Raw genomic sequence first — 16,864 nt, 5'->3', positions numbered from 1 at the left:
AATAGACTCTGCAATGTGCCGGTAGGCTGGAAACAGAACTTAAGAAACCTGACTGCATATCTTTGCAACACCTGCGCGCCACTCCAGCAGTGTATTTTTTGTTTCCCACTCAATGAGCCGAACAATACTAAAGCAGGTGGTACTCGCTGGGTTGGGAAAAACAATAACTGCAAATTTCCCTTGGCCAACATACACGACATGTTCGTGCGCAGCCAAACACTCAGACTCCCTTAAAAAACTGAGCACACAGTCAAAATGAACTGGTCGACCGGAATCCTTGTCACCAAGAGCTACGGGAAGATCTTTGATAACCTCTTTGCAACGCGGACACACATACTCGCAAAACTCCAGCTTTGGCGAAAAAACATCACGCCTCGGCGTGCGCTTCCTTTTTCTTCTACGGCCGCTTGACTGAACGTCAGTCACACTCTATTCCTCTCATTGACAATAACCGCTTACTGAGAATGAGCGCGAGCCTTTGAATAGCCCCCTCAATATAGGACTGATCTTGAATCTTCTTTTCCAGTTCGTGAATTGTTTCAGAGCAAAACACCCTGCGGGAACTTCGTCTTCCTCGAGAAGGAAAAACGGAACCTTTCATACCAAATCCTCAAAGGCATGTGGCAAGTGCACGATGTCCACATCCTGCCTTCGAAAAGGATCGGACCGCAGCACGATGACGTCAAAGCGCGCACACATGTGGTTGTATTCTCGAGCGCTGGCAAGAAAATGTTTAGCGGTTTCACAGATCCTTTTCTGCTTGCGCTTTCCAACAATAATTGCTAAGTCGGCGTAACTGGTACACCGTAGCGTCTTCACTTCTACGAATACTATTGTGTCATCCTGCTGCGCAATAATATCAATTTCACCTGTTGCTCTGCGCCAGTTTCGTGTGATGATAATATATCCGCGCGTCGCTAGCCAGCGCGCCGCATACGCCTCTCCAAATGCACCGAGTAACTTATTGTGCTTTGGCATAACTCCACGGACTCACTTCTCCTACAATGTAATTCGTTTTATTGACCGCTAAATCAATGAACTCACCGCTGTCGTCAGGATGGGTTACGTCGTGCTCGTCGATAACTATTCTTAAACACGGACGCAACGGCGCCGTGGCCGTGGTCTTTACCACGCGCGCAACTGCTGAGTTATTCAGGAGCACCAACGACCCAATGGGGTAAATACCGACGCTTTGAATCATTGCCTTGATTACGTCTGGATCAAAGCGACGTGCGTTGTCAGCAAGTAAGCTTTTCATTGCTTGATAGCCACTGAACGGTTTGCGATACGACTTTGGCGCAAGCATTGCAGCAAAGTTATCAGTAACTGCAAGAATCCTCGCACCGATGGTAATTTTGTTTCCAGAAAGAGACTGGGGATACCCTTTTCCATTCCAGTGTTCATGGTGCTGGAGTACACTCAGTCCAACCGAGTTCGGGTATTTGAGCGTGTTTACGATGTAGGAATGTGCGTAAATGGTGTGCGCGTCAACTGCCTGCTGTTCTTGAAAATGCAATCTCCCCGACTTCTTCAAGATGTCGGCAGGAACATGCTGCATACCGATATCGTGCAGGAGTGAGGCAACGACCAAATCAAATATATCTTTTTCAGAAAAACCCAAATGCTGCGCAACGATAATGGAAAAGATAGCCGTATCTACTGCAGGTTTTGCAAATCGAAATCCTTCGATTTTGTATGACAGCACTAAACTGACAAACCCGAGTGTATTTGCTCGAACTAATTCTGAAAGGCGCTTTGCAAGCATGTCCGCAGGGCGCGCAGGAAGTGTCGTGTGCGCATTCATCTTGGCAAAAAGCATGTTCAATTCCTGAATAAAGCCAACGTATTCTTCATGATAGTGGGGATTGATACACACCTTAGGAAGGAGTTCACAAATATCCTTCAGGATATCTTGAGTACGGAGTTCTCCGGTGGAAACGATATCGTCTTCAGGATCAAGCAGTTCTTCTGCTGCAAGCTCTTCAAATTCTGCTAATTCCTCCACGGTAGAAGAGGGAACTGACTCCCCTTCAGCCAGCACCCTACCTGCGGTCACAACGTAGGGAATATTCCAATCCTGGAGCACCGTCAGCTCTCGAGTGCTTACCGGCTCCCCTTCCCTGAGGAGGAGGTTTTCTCCGTCGTCGAAGAACACGGGCTCGGAAAAACACATTCCTTCTTGCAGTTCAGATACATCGATTTTTTGTGACATGGACCTGTACCTCTTTACCCGCCTTATCTTCGGCATCGGTGCGCACGGGTTAATACCACGTCTTATGCACACACAGCGGTAACGTTACTGTTGTGTGTACAAAAAGGCAAAGATTGCAGAGACAACCTGATAGGTTTCCGGTGGGATACACGCACCTATCCTGTGCTCAGACAGAACACGCGCCAGAAGTTCGTCTTGCACCAAGGCGATATCAAACTTTTTTGCAATTTCAACAATTTTTTCTGCAATGGCGCCCGTGCCCGAAGCGACAATAATGGGCGCCTTATCTCCCGTTGCATAGGAGAGCGCAACCGAGCACGCACGCTTTCTTTTCATGGTGGCGGTAGTGTGCGTCTGCTATACAGAAACGTCAATCCCTTTGAAGGGGACCGCATCGTTTGCCGAGTCTGCATGCGCACCATACCGTACGGATAAAAAATCAATGCCGCGTTCGCGAAGGAGGGCACACAGGCGTGCAACTGTTTTTTTCTGCGCTGTGCGCGACAGTTCCCGTGCCGCGTGTCTTTGCACCGTGAGTACGTTATTCTGCACGCAGAAGACCCATTCTCCTGCAGTGTTACACGCACGTACGCGCAGCTGGGTGCATGTTTTTTTGTGGAGGTGTAATAACAGCGAGAGAGTGCCGCGCCACACGGTGTGCGCGCCGCGCCGCTCAAAGGGTACAAGAAGCCAGTGGAGTGCTGAGTGATATGTGTGGTTAACGAGCGCAAAGAGATCTCGCTCCGTGTCAGAGTCTGTGTATGCGCCTGATTCCCCAAGAAAGGTGCTCAGCATACGGCGGAGCATCGCTGCATCAACGGGAATGTTTCGGTCGCCTAAGATACTCGCAAGGAACGCGGCGTGTGCTCTTTTTTGCTCAGGAAACTTTTTTAGCAAAAGCGCAAAGCGCTCAATGAGCTGCGGCTGCAGCGGCACACACAGGGATGTATGCGCGTGGATAAGCGCTGCAGCTTCAGGAGAGAAAGAAACACCCCAGCGCTGCAAAAAATGCGCCGACATATCCTCAGCAGATGGAGGAGTGCTCGTGCACTGCGGGTGCAGGAACACCGTACCCGCGCGGATAGACGCGCGCAGAAACAGGACTGCGCCTTTGTGCATAGGCTGCGGTACACGCGCGCGCACCCGTTCACCGTTAATGGCGACAAGCGCACGGCCGGCGTGCGTGCTGCTGAGAATGCGGACGCACACGAGCGCCCCTTCAGTAAGGGAAACCGTGCGCGGCACTTCGGTGAGTACTACCCGAACAGCTCCGTTCACGCGCTGGGCGACGGCTTTTTAACAATACGTGCTTTGATACGGGCGGCCTTTCCTATTTTTTCTCGGATGTAATAGAGCTTCGCGCGTCGCACCTTTCCTGCACGTACTACGTCGACCCGCTCGATACGGGGGGAGTGGAGCGGGAATATACGCTCCACTCCAACGCCATAGGAATTTTTGCGCACCGTAAAGGTGCGCCTGACGCCGCTATTTTTAAAACACAGAACGAGCCCTTCGTAAGCTTGGATGCGCTCTGTTTTTCCCTCCACTATTTTGAAATGCACACGTACGGTGTCCCCGACGCGGAACGTTTCAGCTGGTTCCTTTCGCTGCTGGTTTTCAATTTGTTGGATGAGGTGGCAACTCATAGTCTAACTCCTTAAGAAGGGACTCAGCCTCTTGAGTCCAGGCTGCAGACGCACGCGCAGCGCTGAGGAGGTCAGGTCTATTCCTTCGTGTTTTTTCGATCTGGCGCGCAAGCCGCCACGTGCGGATATGCGCGTGGTGACCGGAGAGAAGTACAGGGGGAACGTCCCGGTTGTGAAAACAGCGCGGCCTGGTGTACTGCGGGTACTCCACGAGACTGTTTACAAAACTTTCCTCCTCGAGAGATTCATGGCGGATGACACCGCTAACACAGCGGCTCACCGCATCGATGAGCACGAGCGCGGCGATCTCTCCTGAGGAGAGAACGTAGTTCCCGATGCAAACTTCGTCGTCGACATACTCGTCTATGATACGTTGGTCAATTCCCTCGTATCTGCCGCAGATGAGCACGAGGGCACGTTCCTGTGCGAGTGAGCGCGCATAGCCTTGCTCAAAGAGCTTTCCAGAGGGAGTGACGTACACGACGCGCTTTTTGGGAGCGTCTACTGAATCCAGGGCCTTCCCTAACGGTTCTGAGCGCATGAGCATGCCAGGTCCGCCCCCGTAGGGCGGGGCGTCACAGTGTTTGTGTTTGTCGTGCGCAAAGTCACGGATGTTGACAATATTGTAGTGAATGATCCCGTCGCTCACGGCGCGCGCCATTATTGAGGTGGAGAAATAAACCCGCGGGATGGCGGGAAAGAGAGTCAGTACGTCAATGTTCATTCGAGAATCCACCGCTGCAACAACTCGATTTTTTTTCGACCAACGTCCACGTCCCCAATGAAGGTCCGGTGAAAAGGCACATAGCAAACGCCACCATGTGTCCTTTGAACCTCTAAAAGGGAGCTACCGCCCCCTTCGACAACGCTCAAGACAACACCCACCGCCGAGCCCTCGAAAACGAGTTCACAACGACACAGATCGGCCAGGTAAAACTCCCCAGCGCTAAGCGGACAAGCCTCGGCACGCGGTACCCGCAGCTCTGCTCCTACAAACGTCCGAGCGCACTCTACCGTATCTACGCGGTGGAGCTTGAGCAGCGCGTCCTGCGCACGTAGGAGAACGTGCTCTACCATGTGGACGGCCTCACGCGGGAGAGCACAAGCGAGGGTGCCTGAGGATCTGCTCCGTGGAGGAGCAAGACAAACCTGCTTTAGTGTGGCAAGATGTGCATACTCACCCGAGAAGCTCTTGAGCCTGAGTAAACCCGCAACCCCAAAGGTGCTCACGATGCGTGCAGTCACAATTCTATCCATAACCCACCACACACCGCCTGCAACAAGGCCGCAAGACGGAAAAGGAGCCGCTAGTCGATGATCTCTAAAGCGTAACGCGTCTGAGAAGCGTGCGCAGACGCAGAAAGGAGCGTGCGCAGAGCGCGCGCAATTCTGCCGTGCTTGCCAATGACCTTCCCTACATCTTCAGAGGCAACACGTAACTGAAGGATCTCCAATCCCTCCCCTGGAGACTTGGTGACGGTAACCTCCCCAGGACGATCCACAAGCGCCCGCGCAATATAGGCGATTAGCTCTTCTTCCATCGTGACCATCCCCTTGCCTAGACGCCCTGCCCCCCTGGGGAAGAAGGGATTGGAGCGGCGCAGGAAACGGACTCTACGTGCGCCAGATCGGCAGCCTGCTGTGAAGAAGCAACACGGCGCTCATCTGAGGCAACTGCGTTTAGGACAGAACCACGCCTGGACTGCAAGAGCCTGCGGACCGTATCCGAGGGCTGCGCGCCGCGCTCAAGCCAGAAGCGCGCACGGTCAAGGCGGAAAGACACCTCGGTACCCTTTGGGGCTATGGGCTGGTAAATACCCAGTTCTTCGATTGCCCTGCCATCTCTCGGCTCGCGCGCGTCCTGAACTACGATTCGGTAGTACGGACGCTTCTTACTCCCCAATTTTTTCAGTCGGATCCGTAAACTCACTCTGTCTCCTCCGCCTGAGACACACGCAGGCTGCGCTCATCCTTTCTAAAATTATCTGTGCTGTCAAGTGTCTGAGCACGTAACGGGACATGGAGAATAGATTACAGAGGAGCGGCACGTGACGCGTCATTTCTGCGCTGTAACGGTTGTATTGGGGGAGAAGGAAAACCTGCAGTGCAGCGGGTGTGCCTTTGTCTTGGGTGTTCTTATTCAAAAATGATACGCACCTGGGATTTAAAGGTAGTACCTCGCTCAAACTCGTGGGCGAAAAGTTCAAAACTCGCTGCCCCAGGAGAGAACACGATCACGCCTGGGCTTTTCTGCCGCGCCCGGAGATCCTGCAGGAGTACCTCAAGGGAAGTAAACGGTCCGTAAAAAGGTACCTGTGCTGCATGAAGAAGTGGTTGCAACCGTGCCGTAGCACTTCCTGCAAGCAAGTACAATGCGTGCGCCTTGGCTGCTGCCTGTGCCAAGGGTTGGTAGTCTGCATTCTTATCAGTGCCGCCAACGATAAGAACCACGCTTTCATCAAAGGCTTCCAGCGCTGCAATTGTTGCCTCAGGTACAGTGGATGCAGAATCGTTATAAAAACGCAGTCCCCCCTTTTCGTAAAAAAACTCTAGTCGGTGTTCGATGCCCGTGTAGGACTCCAGCGCTTGTGCAAGACGCCGGGTGTGCTCTTGGAAGGGACTGTGAGCGGACGGACAAGCGTAGTCTGGGGGGGACGCGTGATTCGCGTACGCGGGGGAATGGGAGTGTGCGCAAAAACACGGGGGGCAGGAGGAAGGAGGTAGAGAATGCCGCTGCGCGAACAGGAGCGCTGCAAGCGCTGCACTCGCCACTTGCGTTTGGAGGACACGGCCCGGTACGTGCAGCTGCGGTGGGATGAGCATGCAGGCGCGGTCACCTTCTGCAAAACGTGCCCAGTAGGTTCCGTCCGTCGCTCTCCATAGAGCTCTCTCCATGAGGCGCGGGGTGCACGCGCGGCAAGCGGTCTCAGGCGACTGGGCCGTATACCAAAAGACGCGCACTCCGTTTTTCTGCGCTTCGCAGGCAAAGCGGGGTCCCCACCCGTCATCTGCGTTACACAGCAGTGTATCGTGCGTTCCCTGGTGTGCGTATAGCACCTGTTTGTCTGCCACGTAGCTTTCCATATCCGCATACCAGTTTTGATGGTCAGCCATAATGGGAGTCATGATGGCAATCTCCGGGCGCAGCAGACCGGCGTGGTGTACAGTGTGGTCCTGTGCATCGACTGCGCGTAGGTCTGCAAGCTGCCAGCTCGACAGTTCCAGAACCACTGGTGTTGCAGGCGTTGTGTGACGCACAAATTCCAGCGGGCTGACTGTGCTATTCCCCCCTAGAAAGGCGGGGAAACCCAGCGCACGCAAGCTGTAGCACAGGGCGCTGGCAGTGGAGGATTTTCCCTTGCTGCCGCTTACTGCTAGCAGCGGGGCGGGAGAAAGGCGTAGGAAAAGGGAGATATCCGTTTCGATGCGCGCGCCGGCGCGTTGAGCAGCGGAAAGGTAGATGTTGTGTGCACCCTTCACGATGGGATTTTTGATGACAACATGCGCGTTTTCAAAATCTTCCAGCCGGTGTTCACCGAGCGTAAAGCGGATGGACGGGTACGCACGAAGTCTTTTCAGGGAAGGGGTAAGCGCATCAGCATTTCGCAGGTCGGTAACCGTAAGGCGCGCTCCCGCTTCTGCACAAAAGCAGGCTGCCGCGCAGCCCCCGCCGTGCACGCCGAGGCCCATGATGGTTACCGTTTTGCCTTGAAGAAGTGCGCGCGCCTGCTCCACGATGCGGCCGATTGTAGCCGCGCAACGCGTGACAATACAAGAGACGCGTGCGGTGCTCGCGGCACGGTTTCTCTTTACTTTTTGTTGCTTTTTTACTACCCTCGCGCGCTATCTGCTTATGGCTGAACATACTTCCTGTACGAGCATTCATCCTCTTGTGCGCAGCGCGTTTTACGCCGGGGGTGCGCATGCAGTACTGCTTATTCATGGGTACATGGGCACCCCGCGCGAGATGCAGTTTTTAGGTCGTGCGCTCCACCGGGACGGCTTTACGGTCTCTATTCCCCGTTTACCTGGTCACGGTACGAATAGAGAGGATTTTCTTGAGACCGGGTGGAGGGATTGGCTGCGGCGCGTGTGTGATGAGTACCGTGACCTTTCCGCTGCGTACCCTTCGGTATCTGTGGGGGGGCTGTCCATGGGAGGTGTGCTGACTGCACTCGTGGCGGCGCGTTTTTGTCCCCAGAAAGCTTTCTTTTGTGCACCGGGTTTTGCAGTTTCTGATTGGAGGATAAAGCTGTCTCCTCTAGTCAGGTGGTTTGTGCGTGAGTTTGCTGCGGACGCGGCTCCCTTCTACCCCGAGCAAGACTTTAATGACGCCACAAAGGATTACCGGAGTGCGCACTACATTGCCCAGGTGGCGCAGTTTTACGCACTGCAAAGACGTGCGATCCGTTCGCTGGCGTGCATTCGGAGTACGTTGTTAACGATCCTGTCTCGGCAGGACCCATTGGTGCCGTGTGCAGCGGTGCAAAAATTACTCGATGCGCGTGTGCGCAGCGCACACCAGTACGTAGTGCTCGAGCACAGTGGTCACGTGATCACTGATGACGTGGAGCGGGAGCAGGTTGCCTCTTGTGTCAGTGCTTTTTTACGCACGTAGTGTTACGTGATGTCTACCCAAAAGGGAGTGCGGTGCACGGGTGCTCCACATTTCTAGTTGCTGTAGGGGGAAGAGACTGAGTCGCTGTTTCGGACCGCGTGCGTTTTATGTGCGCGCGCTGTGCATCGCGCTCCCCGTGATGCTGCACTCCTTCATCCAGACGGGTATTTCTTTTTTAGACAACGTTATGGTCTCCCGTTTGGGGGATGTGAAGATGGGTGCAGTGAATGTGGTCAACTCGCTGCTCTTTCTGTATGTCACCGCGTTAATGACCGTGTCGAATGCAGGCAGCGTGTTTATGACGCAGTACTCAGGAGCCCGTCACGTAGTGGGCATGCGGCAAAGCTACCGATTTAAACAGTACGCCATGGGGTCTCTGGCGCTGGGTGCTATGGCCGCTGCGCTGTGCTGTCCTCAGTATCTCCTTTCGTGTTTGTTGGGAAAAAATGCGCAGGCTGCTCAGATTATAGCGGAAGGTGAGCGTTACCTTTCGATAATTGTGTACACTCTTGTGCCGCTGTCATTTTCTTTGGTCCTCACCTCTACATTGCGAGAAACAGGGAAGGTGCTTGTACCGCTTGCAGTGTACGGGTGCAGTGCCGTATTGAACGCAGTGGGTAATTATATGTTGATTTATGGAAACTGGGGGGCTCCGCGATTAGAAGTGCAAGGTGCAGCATGTGCAACGCTTATAGCGCGGGTGGTAGAAAGTCTTATGCTCCTGGTGTATGTGCGGGTTAAAAAACCGGACTTTTATGTGCGGCTTTTTTGTCGCTGTGCGATACCCCTGTCACTGTGTACGGTGATGCTGAGAAAATCGCTGTGGATTTTCGTAGGAGACATGGCATGGTCGGTAACGGAGATGGCCGTGGCTGCCTTGTATCACAGCCGTGGTGGGGCTGAGGTTGTGGCAGGGATGTCGGCGGGGTGGACACTCGCGCAATTATTTTTTCTATCATTCCCTGCAAGTAGCGTGGCAATTACCATTTTGGTCGGGGATGTGTTAGGGAAAAGCGAGCTAAAGCAGGCGCAGGATTATGCACGGTGGTTGATGAACGGAGCGTTCTTTTTAGGGTTAGGTTTGGGTGTGATTGTGTGTGTAGCGCGTGCAGGGATTCCGTGGGCTTTTGGAGATTTGTCGCATGCTTCGCAACGTATAGCACAGCAGTTGGTGCTCGTGACGGCGCTGTATATGCCGATTTGGATGTATTTAAATGCGCAGTATGCGGTGGCACGTGCAGGAGGTGAAGTGATGGTCACCGCGTGGACAGAAACGTTGGTAGATACCCTGTTGTTTTTGCCGTTGATGTATGTGTTGGCGCGCTTCACTCAGCTTGGTGCGCCGCTTATGTATGGAATAGTAAAGAGTACAAGTGTAGTAAAAATGGTGGTGCTTGCACGTCACTTAAAAACACGTCGTTGGGTGCGTAATCTCGTGGCGAATTTATCGTGATACGTGTTACGTCCTTCGGGTAAGGCACGGAGCATGGAGTGACGGAAATCGAAGCATGTATAAAAACTGTCCGCACGCCCTATAGGCGTCTTTTTGTTTTCCCTTCGCGTATTGTTGCCCAGGGGTGGCTGCGGCAAAGTCTTTCTCTGCTTGGTGTGCGTACGGTTCCGGGGCGGTTGTGTCTTTCTTGGGACGAGTTTAAAAAACGATGTTTTCAATGTGCGCCGTGTGCGCACCGTACACCTATTTCCGAACCGCTTCGTCTTTTATTTGCACACTCTGTGGTGCAGCGCAATGCGCGGCAGGCTGCAGAGGGGCGCGCACTTTTTTGCAACCTTATTCCTCCGGCATATGCGCAAGACGGTGCAGTGTTTGTGCAGTGGCTTGCCCGTATACTCCCTCAACTTGGATCGTGGCAACGGCGCGTTGAATCGCACTGCATGCCTCCAAAAGATGCGGTATCGCGTAATACGTTTGATGGCCGCGACGCGCGCGCGTATGCGCAGAGTGCGGAGGCGCAAGATTTACAAACGCTGAAAGCGCACTATGAGCAATTTCTCCGCGCGCATGCACTCTTTGAACCTTCCTGGGATACGCCGCAGTTTTGTGCGCAGGGGAACACGTATGTCATTGTATACCCGCAGCTGATGCAAGACTTTGCAGAGTATGCACCGGTATTGCAAGAAGCGGCGCGCGCCACTGCGGGAGTACTCACCTTTCTTCCGGTTCCTCCCTTTCGGCAGGATACGCCGTTGTGTTGTTTTTCGAATGTACGTGAGGAAATTACTGCCGTTGCGCTCCAGGTAGAGAGGTTGTTGCGCACGGGAACGCCTGTGTCGCAGATAGCAGTTTCGGTGGCAAATTTAGAAGAACTGCAGCCATATGTGGAGCGTGAGTTTCGTCTGCGTGACATTGAGCCTGAGGTGCGGGCAGGTTTTTGTCTTGGTGCTCATCCGGCAGGGAGGATGTTTTCCCAGCTTCGAGAGTTTGTGCGCAGTCATGGCACGCTCAAAAGCGTGCGGGCGCTGCTTTTGAATCCGCATATTCGCTGGGCGGACCCCCAAGGGGCACAGGCTGTGGTGCAGTACGGATTGCAGCAGGCGTGCATTCGTTCATGGAAGCAGAGCGGCACGTATTGCAACGTGTGGCTCCAGGCATTTGCGCTCCACTGTGAGCGCACAGAACAGGAGCGACAGCACCAGCAGTGTGCGCAGCGATTTTTTCTGACGCTGTTACGTTTTGCGCGCGCGTTGGTTGAGGCGCGTAGTTTCGTACGGATGCAAAAGGCCTACGGTGCGTTTCGTGCCGCTTGTTTGCTCCCCGCGTCAGCGCACACGTCTGGTGCAGAAGAGGAGATAGCATCGTCTGCGTTTGCGTCTTGCAGTGCTGGGGAAGACGATGCGGTGATGGCGCGGTGCGTCTGTGTTTTGCAGGAGTTAGCGGCGCTTGAGCGGCGCTTTGCACACGTGGTGCCACCGGATCCATATAGTTTTTTTGTACAGCAATTGGCACAGCAGATGTATGTACCGGTGCGTGCAGGGGTAGGACTGGCGATTTTTCCCTATCGGGTTGCGGCGGCTGCGCCCTTTTTGCATCACTTTGTGATAAACGTGTCGCACGAAGCGAGTAGCGTGCGGTATCAGCGAGGTACCTTTTTGCGCGCGGATGTGCGTGCGGCATTTGGTTTTGAAGATGAAGACGTAACAGAGGCTTTCTTATCTGCGTACGCGACGGCACAGACGGTGTATTTTTCCTGTTCTGTGCAGGCGTTTTCAGGGGTGCAGCGCCCGAATCGTTTTTTTTCAAATGTGCATCCGCCTGTGTCCTCCACCCTGACGGGGAGGGCAAGTCAAACACCGTCCCCAGCGGGCATTGCATCTGAAACTGGTGGCGCGGTGCCTCAGTATCCTGCGGTGCGCTACGAGGAAGACGCGCTGCAGGCAGAGCAGGACCTGTACGCACAGGGCGCACCGGTGCCTTCGTCATTGTACAGAACACAACAGGAGCGTTTACGGAAAGCGGCGTCTCTTATCCCTGCAGCGGGGCGTTCGTACATACGTGACTCCTTTGCGCAGGCGCTCCCACCGCTGACTGCAGTACTCCATGCGCGTCATTTTCATCATGCGGCGGTCAAGGTGAGTCAAACCGATCTTAATCTTTTTTTTCGGTGTCCGGCTGCTTGGTTTCTTGAGCGTGTGTTGGACGTGGCGCCGCTTTCTCGAAGGCCGCGTTTAGTGGATCCGCGCGTGTTGGGGGTTTTTAGTCATGTAGTACTCGAGCGGCTGTACAATAGGATTGCGTGCGAGGACGAGTGTTTTTTTTCTGCGCACATGGAACGCTACCGTTTATGGACGCAAGAAGCGATTGAGCAAGTCTTTTCTGAGCGTGCGGTGCGTGCCGGTCCGCTTGTGTGGGCGTTGCGCGCGGCGCTGAGCGCGCGCATCCGGCACATGGTGGAGTTTGTATTGCAGTTTGATGCGCAGCGGCTTGACGGCTGGCGCGTGGTACGTACTGAGAAAGCGTTTGAGTTTACCGATACGCAGTGTTTCTACACGGGGTTGGTGGATCGCATTTCGTGCAGTCCGGACGCGCGGTCGCTTGCAGTGTTAGATTACAAGACCGGGGCGCTCCCTGCGCTTTCTGATTACACAGATTGTGAAAAGAAAGGTCGGTTGTCTGATTTTCAAATACCTATGTATGTGTATCTGTTGGAGCAGGCGGGGTATACCGTGACGCACGCTTTTTTTTTAGACGTGAGAAAGAGAGATTTTAAGGTTATTGTTTCGAACGGGCGGGTGGATATGGGTGCAAAGCGTGGGGTAGATACCGTACAATTTCAGGCGGTTATGCAGCGCTTTGAGCAGTCAGTGGCAGTTTTTTCGAAGGCGGTGCGCCAGGAATGCTTTGCCAAAGCGCCGTATGTCACCTGGCTTGAATGTGCCTCGTGTCGTTTTGCGCCGGTGTGTCGTACCTCGTATGTGGTGCGTGGGGCGTCGTGACTGATTTTCTTTTTTCTTTTTTTCAAAGTTTGAATGCAGAGCAGCGGCGTGCAGTTTTTTCTTCGCATAATGCAGTTGTTACCGCAGGTGCAGGTTCGGGTAAGACGAAGGTTATTAGCGCGCGGTATATACACCTGGTTGTGGAGCGGGCAATTCCGGTTGAACGGATTGTGGTGCTCACCTTTACCAGAAAGGCGGCCATGGAAATGGCGCGCAGAATTTATGAGGACCTCCGTCTGTGTGTACAGAGTGCGTCTGCGCAGCCGGAGCCGGGGCACGAAGCGTATCTGCTGCGTGCGCGTGAGGCGCTTGCGCGGTTTGGGGAAGCGCGCATTATGACGTTAGATGCCTTTTCGCACGAAATTGCGCGGGTAGGCGCGCGCTTTTTCGGTATCGCGCCTGATTTTTCTCTCAGTGAGGAAGAGAACCGCGCGCTGGCACACGAGTGTGCAGAAGATTTTTTTCTTGAGCATCGGGAACATCCAGTGGTACTGCATTTTTTGCAGCAGGAGCACGCCGAAGACTGCGTGCGAGAACTTTTTTTTATTCCCTTGCAGGATCACGGCATACTTACACATCCCTGTGACTTTCGTGCAGGGCTTGCGCATCAAATTGCTACAGCGCGTGGGTTATTAAAAACGGTGCTCTGCGATATACACGCAGCATTGCACGCCATTCGGCACCATATGCAAGAGGCAGATGCGCAGAATGCGCTCATTGCGCGCTGCGTTGCGCTGTTTGCGGCACAGGATACTGCCTTTTCCTACACGCCGGCTGCAGAAGCAGATGCGATTGCCGACGCGTTTTTGGCACGTGGGTACGAGGAATATGCAGCTAAACCTGATGAGTTTTCTGTGTCTGACCCTGATGAGGGAGCGCGGCGCGCTGCACACGATTGCCTGCGGTATTGTGCGGCGGTAAAAACGCTTTTTTGTCTGAAGGGTAATTTAGGGGGGCGCGCGGGTGCAGCACAGGCGATAAAAGCACAGGTAAAGCAGCTGCGTCTTCAACTTGTACCGCAAATGGAACGGCTGCACGCGTTTTTTGCGCAGGTACCGTTCCTTGTGGCACTCAGCTCGTTGCTCGAGCTTCTGCAGGCGCGTTTTATCCGGCAAAAACGGGAACGGAATTGTCTCAGTCACGCCGATGTGGCGCATCTTGCGGTGCAGGTGTTACGTCAGTATCCGGAAATACGCGTTTCTTACAAGCGGGGTATCGATGCGTTCATGATTGACGAGTTTCAAGATAACAATGCCCTCCAGAAGGAACTTCTTTTTTTTCTTGCCGAGCACGAAGCGCGCACCGCGCACTTCCTCCCTCCTGCACATGCGTTGTGCGCACACAAGTTGTTTTTTGTGGGAGATGAAAAGCAGTCGATTTATGCGTTCCGGGGTGCGGATGTGCGGGTATTTCGGTCTCTGGCAGGCGTACTCACCCCGCAGGTCAGTGGCGCGTCCCAGCAGGAGCTTCCTCTTTCCGCTGCTGCGGAGCTGCAGCCCACACTTCAGACGTTGCGTATCAATTACCGAACAGAAGCGGCGCTCCTTGAGCGCCTCAACATACTGTTTTCACATATTTTGCGTGGGCCGTCTGAGTCTGCCGAGAACGGGTACGAGGTTGGGTTTCAGTATATGCAGCCGGCCCGGTGTACTGCCGGTATTGAGCCGCAGTTTCGGGTGATTGGAGTGGATCGTCACCGTTTCTCCAGACCGGAGCACGAAGCGCAGCACTCAGCGGCGCGCCCAACTCCTCAAGCAGGGAGGACAGGCGCGTCTGAGGACTCGGAGGATTCTCTATCGGCGCAGGAGACAGAAGCGTGGGCGCTTGCGCGTGCTATCCGTGCCATGGTGGACGGCGGCACCCTGGTGCGCCACAAGGGGGAGGCGCCGCGCGCGTGCACGTGGGCGGACGTAGTGATTCTGTTGCGTTCTGCAGACAAGCAGGCGCGGTACGAGCGCGCGCTGCGTCTGTGGGGTATTCCGTACACGTCGCTTCAAACGCGGGGTATGTTTTGCGATGCGCCGCTGTCTGATCTCCTTGCCCCGCTGCGTTTAGTGCTCGAGCCTGCCGATCGGCATGTGTACGCGCAAGTGCTCCGCGGTCCGTTTGTACGGGTCGATGACGACACGCTTTCTCTGTTGCTGCTCCCACCCGCACCCCCCGACGCCCCTTTTTCGTATATCCCCGCGGAGTTATCGGCGCCTGCGGCGCGGTGTGTACGTGCAGGCGCGGACTTTTTTGCGCGCGTGCAGCAGCAGGTGCGGCGCCTGGCGACGAATACCGAGCTGCTGACCTATCTGTGGTACACCGAGGCGTATGGAACGCTGCTTGCGCAAGACCCCCTGGCGCGTCCGTACCATGTGATATACGACTATGCGTTTGAGCTTGCGCGGCGGGCAGATCGGCAGGGAAAGGGGATAGGAGAATTTTTAGATTTTGTAGATGCGTGTCTGTCTGCCCAGGAGCGGGTAGAGGAGCTGGAGCTGCCTTGCACGGACCGCGCGTGTGGGGCAGTGCAGATTATGAGCGTGCACAAAAGCAAGGGGCTTGAGTTTCCAATTGTGTGTGTGCCGGACGCGGGGAGTTCTGGACCGCGAGTGATGGCGCGCGTAGGCGCGGTACACTCCCCGTACGGATACATTCCCCGATTTTTGCCTCACCCTGAGGGGGTGCATCCGATCTTTGTGCAGGAACAAGACACGCGCGCCCGGGCGTACCGCGCGGAGCTGCGACGCGTGCTCTATGTGGCTTTCACGCGGGCTGAGTGCCACGTGATTGTCAGCGGGGTACTGCCTATTTCTGACGGACATCCTGCTCCTGCCGTTTCTCGGTCGTTGGCGGACATCTGCTCTCTGCTCCCCTCTGGTGACGGGAGTGAGCCTCCTTCCTCCCTCTCTTTCTTTTCAGAGCTGCTCCCTGCGCTTATGCATGCAGCCCCCCTTCCTCCCCATCCTTCTCCCTCTGTGGTGCCCGCACCGGTGTCGTTTGATGAGTGTCTGCCGCTGGCGCGCCCTCAGGCGTATCAGCGCGCCCTCACCGGGTCAGCTCGCCAAAGCGTGCCGCAAGCATCCGCCCCTCGGGATTGGTACGCTGCAGTGCCTGTTCGCGCACCCCATTATTATCCCCGTCTTGTTCAGCCGGTGACGTCCCTGGTTTCTCCGGCTCCGGGGCAAAACTCGGCTTCCGCTTCTCCTTCGCCCTTGACCCCGCAGTCCCCCCGTGGCGTGGAGTTTGGCACGCACGTGCATGAGCTTTTGGCGCAGGTTTTCCAGTCCCCGGCGCCGACCGTTGCACTCCATAGCGTACAACGTGTTGATTCCCCTGCGGCACGCCTTGTGGCCTGCTTTCTTCACTCCCCCTTGGGCTGCCGTGCATGTGCAGCCCCCGCTCACCAGCGTTTTGCGGAGTTTTCCTTTCTCACCCGCGCTCCAGGTAATACGAAACCCCCACATGGAGCGGAGTACCAAGCCGGCACCATTGATCTCCTCTTCCTTTCCAATGGGGTGTGGCACCTTGTGGACTACAAAACCGATTACGAAGAGCACCCGGCGCGTTATCTCCCCCAGTTGCAGCACTATGCACGGGCGGTGCAGGATCTCTTCTCGGACCACCCGGTGACGGCCTTTCTGTATTACCTCCGAACCGGGCATGAATTTTCTTTGGAAGCGTTAGAATCTCATTTTCTGAAAAAAAACGCAGTTCCGGATTCTGAATGATTGACCCATCTGCCACTTCCCGGTATGGTTCCCCACGTTTAGTTAGTAATGGTTTTCGGCATCGGAGAAAAGTGGTGTATCAGCGGGTAGGGCACAGGCGATTTTCTCTCATTTTCTTTTTCGTTGTGGTTCTGGGGCGGTCCCCGCGGCTGTGGGCTCAGGTTTCGTTCACCCCGGATATTGAAGGCTATGCGGAGCTGGCCTGGGGCATTGCATCCGA

General features: G+C 54.9%; 16 protein-coding genes and 2 pseudogenes. 5 read left to right on the top strand and 13 right to left on the bottom strand.

Features of this window, described 5'->3' with window-relative positions; genetic code table 11:
* Positions 1-39: 39 nt before the first annotated feature.
* From TPANIC_RS04500 to murD, 13 genes and pseudogenes are all read right to left on the bottom strand, one after another.
* Positions 40-426, bottom strand: coding sequence for a hypothetical protein (locus TPANIC_RS04500; RefSeq protein ID WP_010882357.1), 387 nt, complete (start codon positions 424-426; stop codon positions 40-42).
* Positions 419-601: a hypothetical protein gene (locus tag TPANIC_RS04495; protein ID WP_013945483.1), complete on the bottom strand. Its 183-nt coding sequence runs from the start codon at positions 599-601 to the stop codon at positions 419-421. Before TPANIC_RS04495 ends, TPANIC_RS04500 begins: the two co-directional genes overlap by 8 nt.
* Complete coding sequence (locus TPANIC_RS04490; protein ID WP_010882356.1) at positions 598-978, bottom strand: YraN family protein; 381 nt, start codon at positions 976-978, stop codon at positions 598-600. The genes TPANIC_RS04495 and TPANIC_RS04490 overlap by 4 nt, the downstream gene beginning before the upstream one ends.
* On the bottom strand, positions 962-2,212 hold the full coding sequence (locus TPANIC_RS04485) for an HD-GYP domain-containing protein (protein WP_014342841.1): 1,251 nt from the start codon (positions 2,210-2,212) through the stop codon (positions 962-964). The genes TPANIC_RS04490 and TPANIC_RS04485 overlap by 17 nt, the downstream gene beginning before the upstream one ends.
* 84 nt (positions 2,213-2,296) lie before the next feature.
* A complete protein-coding gene (locus tag TPANIC_RS04480; protein WP_010882354.1) occupies positions 2,297-2,548 on the bottom strand; it encodes a FlhB-like flagellar biosynthesis protein in 252 nt (83 codons plus the stop codon).
* A gap of 21 nt (positions 2,549-2,569) precedes the next feature.
* Positions 2,570-3,490 (bottom strand): hypothetical protein, encoded by a 921-nt coding sequence (locus TPANIC_RS04475; RefSeq protein WP_010882353.1) that lies wholly within the window; start codon positions 3,488-3,490, stop codon positions 2,570-2,572.
* The gene (gene rplS, locus TPANIC_RS04470; RefSeq protein WP_010882352.1) at positions 3,487-3,858 is read right to left on the bottom strand and encodes a 50S ribosomal protein L19; all 372 of its coding nucleotides are present in this window, start codon (positions 3,856-3,858) and stop codon (positions 3,487-3,489) included. The genes TPANIC_RS04475 and rplS overlap by 4 nt, the downstream gene beginning before the upstream one ends.
* Entirely contained in the window at positions 3,830-4,582 is a 753-nt protein-coding gene (trmD, locus tag TPANIC_RS04465) for a tRNA (guanosine(37)-N1)-methyltransferase TrmD (protein ID WP_010882351.1), read from the bottom strand. Before trmD ends, rplS begins: the two co-directional genes overlap by 29 nt.
* Positions 4,579-5,103: a ribosome maturation factor RimM gene (gene rimM / locus TPANIC_RS04460; RefSeq protein ID WP_010882350.1), complete on the bottom strand. Its 525-nt coding sequence runs from the start codon at positions 5,101-5,103 to the stop codon at positions 4,579-4,581. The genes trmD and rimM overlap by 4 nt, the downstream gene beginning before the upstream one ends.
* Positions 5,104-5,165: 62 nt before the next feature.
* Positions 5,166-5,408 carry a KH domain-containing protein gene (locus TPANIC_RS04455; RefSeq protein ID WP_010882349.1) on the bottom strand — a complete coding sequence of 81 codons (243 nt, stop codon included), beginning with the start codon at positions 5,406-5,408 and terminating at the stop codon, positions 5,166-5,168.
* A gap of 146 nt (positions 5,409-5,554) precedes the next feature.
* Positions 5,555-5,788, bottom strand: a pseudogene (gene rpsP, locus TPANIC_RS05655) (30S ribosomal protein S16); the annotation flags it as partial.
* Entirely contained in the window at positions 5,751-6,002 is a 252-nt protein-coding gene (locus tag TPANIC_RS05370; protein ID WP_010882347.1) for a hypothetical protein, read from the bottom strand. The gene TPANIC_RS05370 and the pseudogene rpsP, both read right to left, overlap by 38 nt.
* Entirely contained in the window at positions 5,995-7,593 is a 1,599-nt protein-coding gene (murD, locus tag TPANIC_RS04445) for a UDP-N-acetylmuramoyl-L-alanine--D-glutamate ligase (RefSeq protein WP_010882346.1), read from the bottom strand. The genes TPANIC_RS05370 and murD overlap by 8 nt, the downstream gene beginning before the upstream one ends.
* 1 nt (position 7,594) lies before the next feature.
* Between murD and TPANIC_RS04440 the strand changes: the two genes are divergently transcribed.
* The 5 genes and pseudogenes from TPANIC_RS04440 to TPANIC_RS05690 all read left to right on the top strand — a co-directional run.
* A complete protein-coding gene (locus TPANIC_RS04440; RefSeq protein ID WP_010882345.1) occupies positions 7,595-8,476 on the top strand; it encodes an alpha/beta hydrolase in 882 nt (293 codons plus the stop codon).
* 40 nt (positions 8,477-8,516) lie between these two features.
* On the top strand, positions 8,517-9,929 hold the full coding sequence (locus TPANIC_RS04435; RefSeq protein WP_010882344.1) for an MATE family efflux transporter: 1,413 nt from the start codon (positions 8,517-8,519) through the stop codon (positions 9,927-9,929).
* 38 nt (positions 9,930-9,967) lie between these two features.
* Positions 9,968-12,928, top strand: a complete 2,961-nt coding sequence (locus tag TPANIC_RS04430) for a PD-(D/E)XK nuclease family protein (RefSeq protein ID WP_014342840.1) — start codon at positions 9,968-9,970, stop codon at positions 12,926-12,928.
* Positions 12,925-16,644 carry a UvrD-helicase domain-containing protein gene (locus TPANIC_RS04425; protein WP_010882341.1) on the top strand — a complete coding sequence of 1,240 codons (3,720 nt, stop codon included), beginning with the start codon at positions 12,925-12,927 and terminating at the stop codon, positions 16,642-16,644. The genes TPANIC_RS04430 and TPANIC_RS04425 overlap by 4 nt, the downstream gene beginning before the upstream one ends.
* Positions 16,641-16,864: pseudogene (locus TPANIC_RS05690) on the top strand (hypothetical protein); the annotation flags it as partial. The gene TPANIC_RS04425 and the pseudogene TPANIC_RS05690, both read left to right, overlap by 4 nt.

This window comes from Treponema pallidum subsp. pallidum str. Nichols, assembly GCF_000410535.2.
GTDB classification, from domain to species: domain Bacteria; phylum Spirochaetota; class Spirochaetia; order Treponematales; family Treponemataceae; genus Treponema; species Treponema pallidum.
This window is presented reverse-complemented; position numbering and strand designations above follow the sequence as displayed.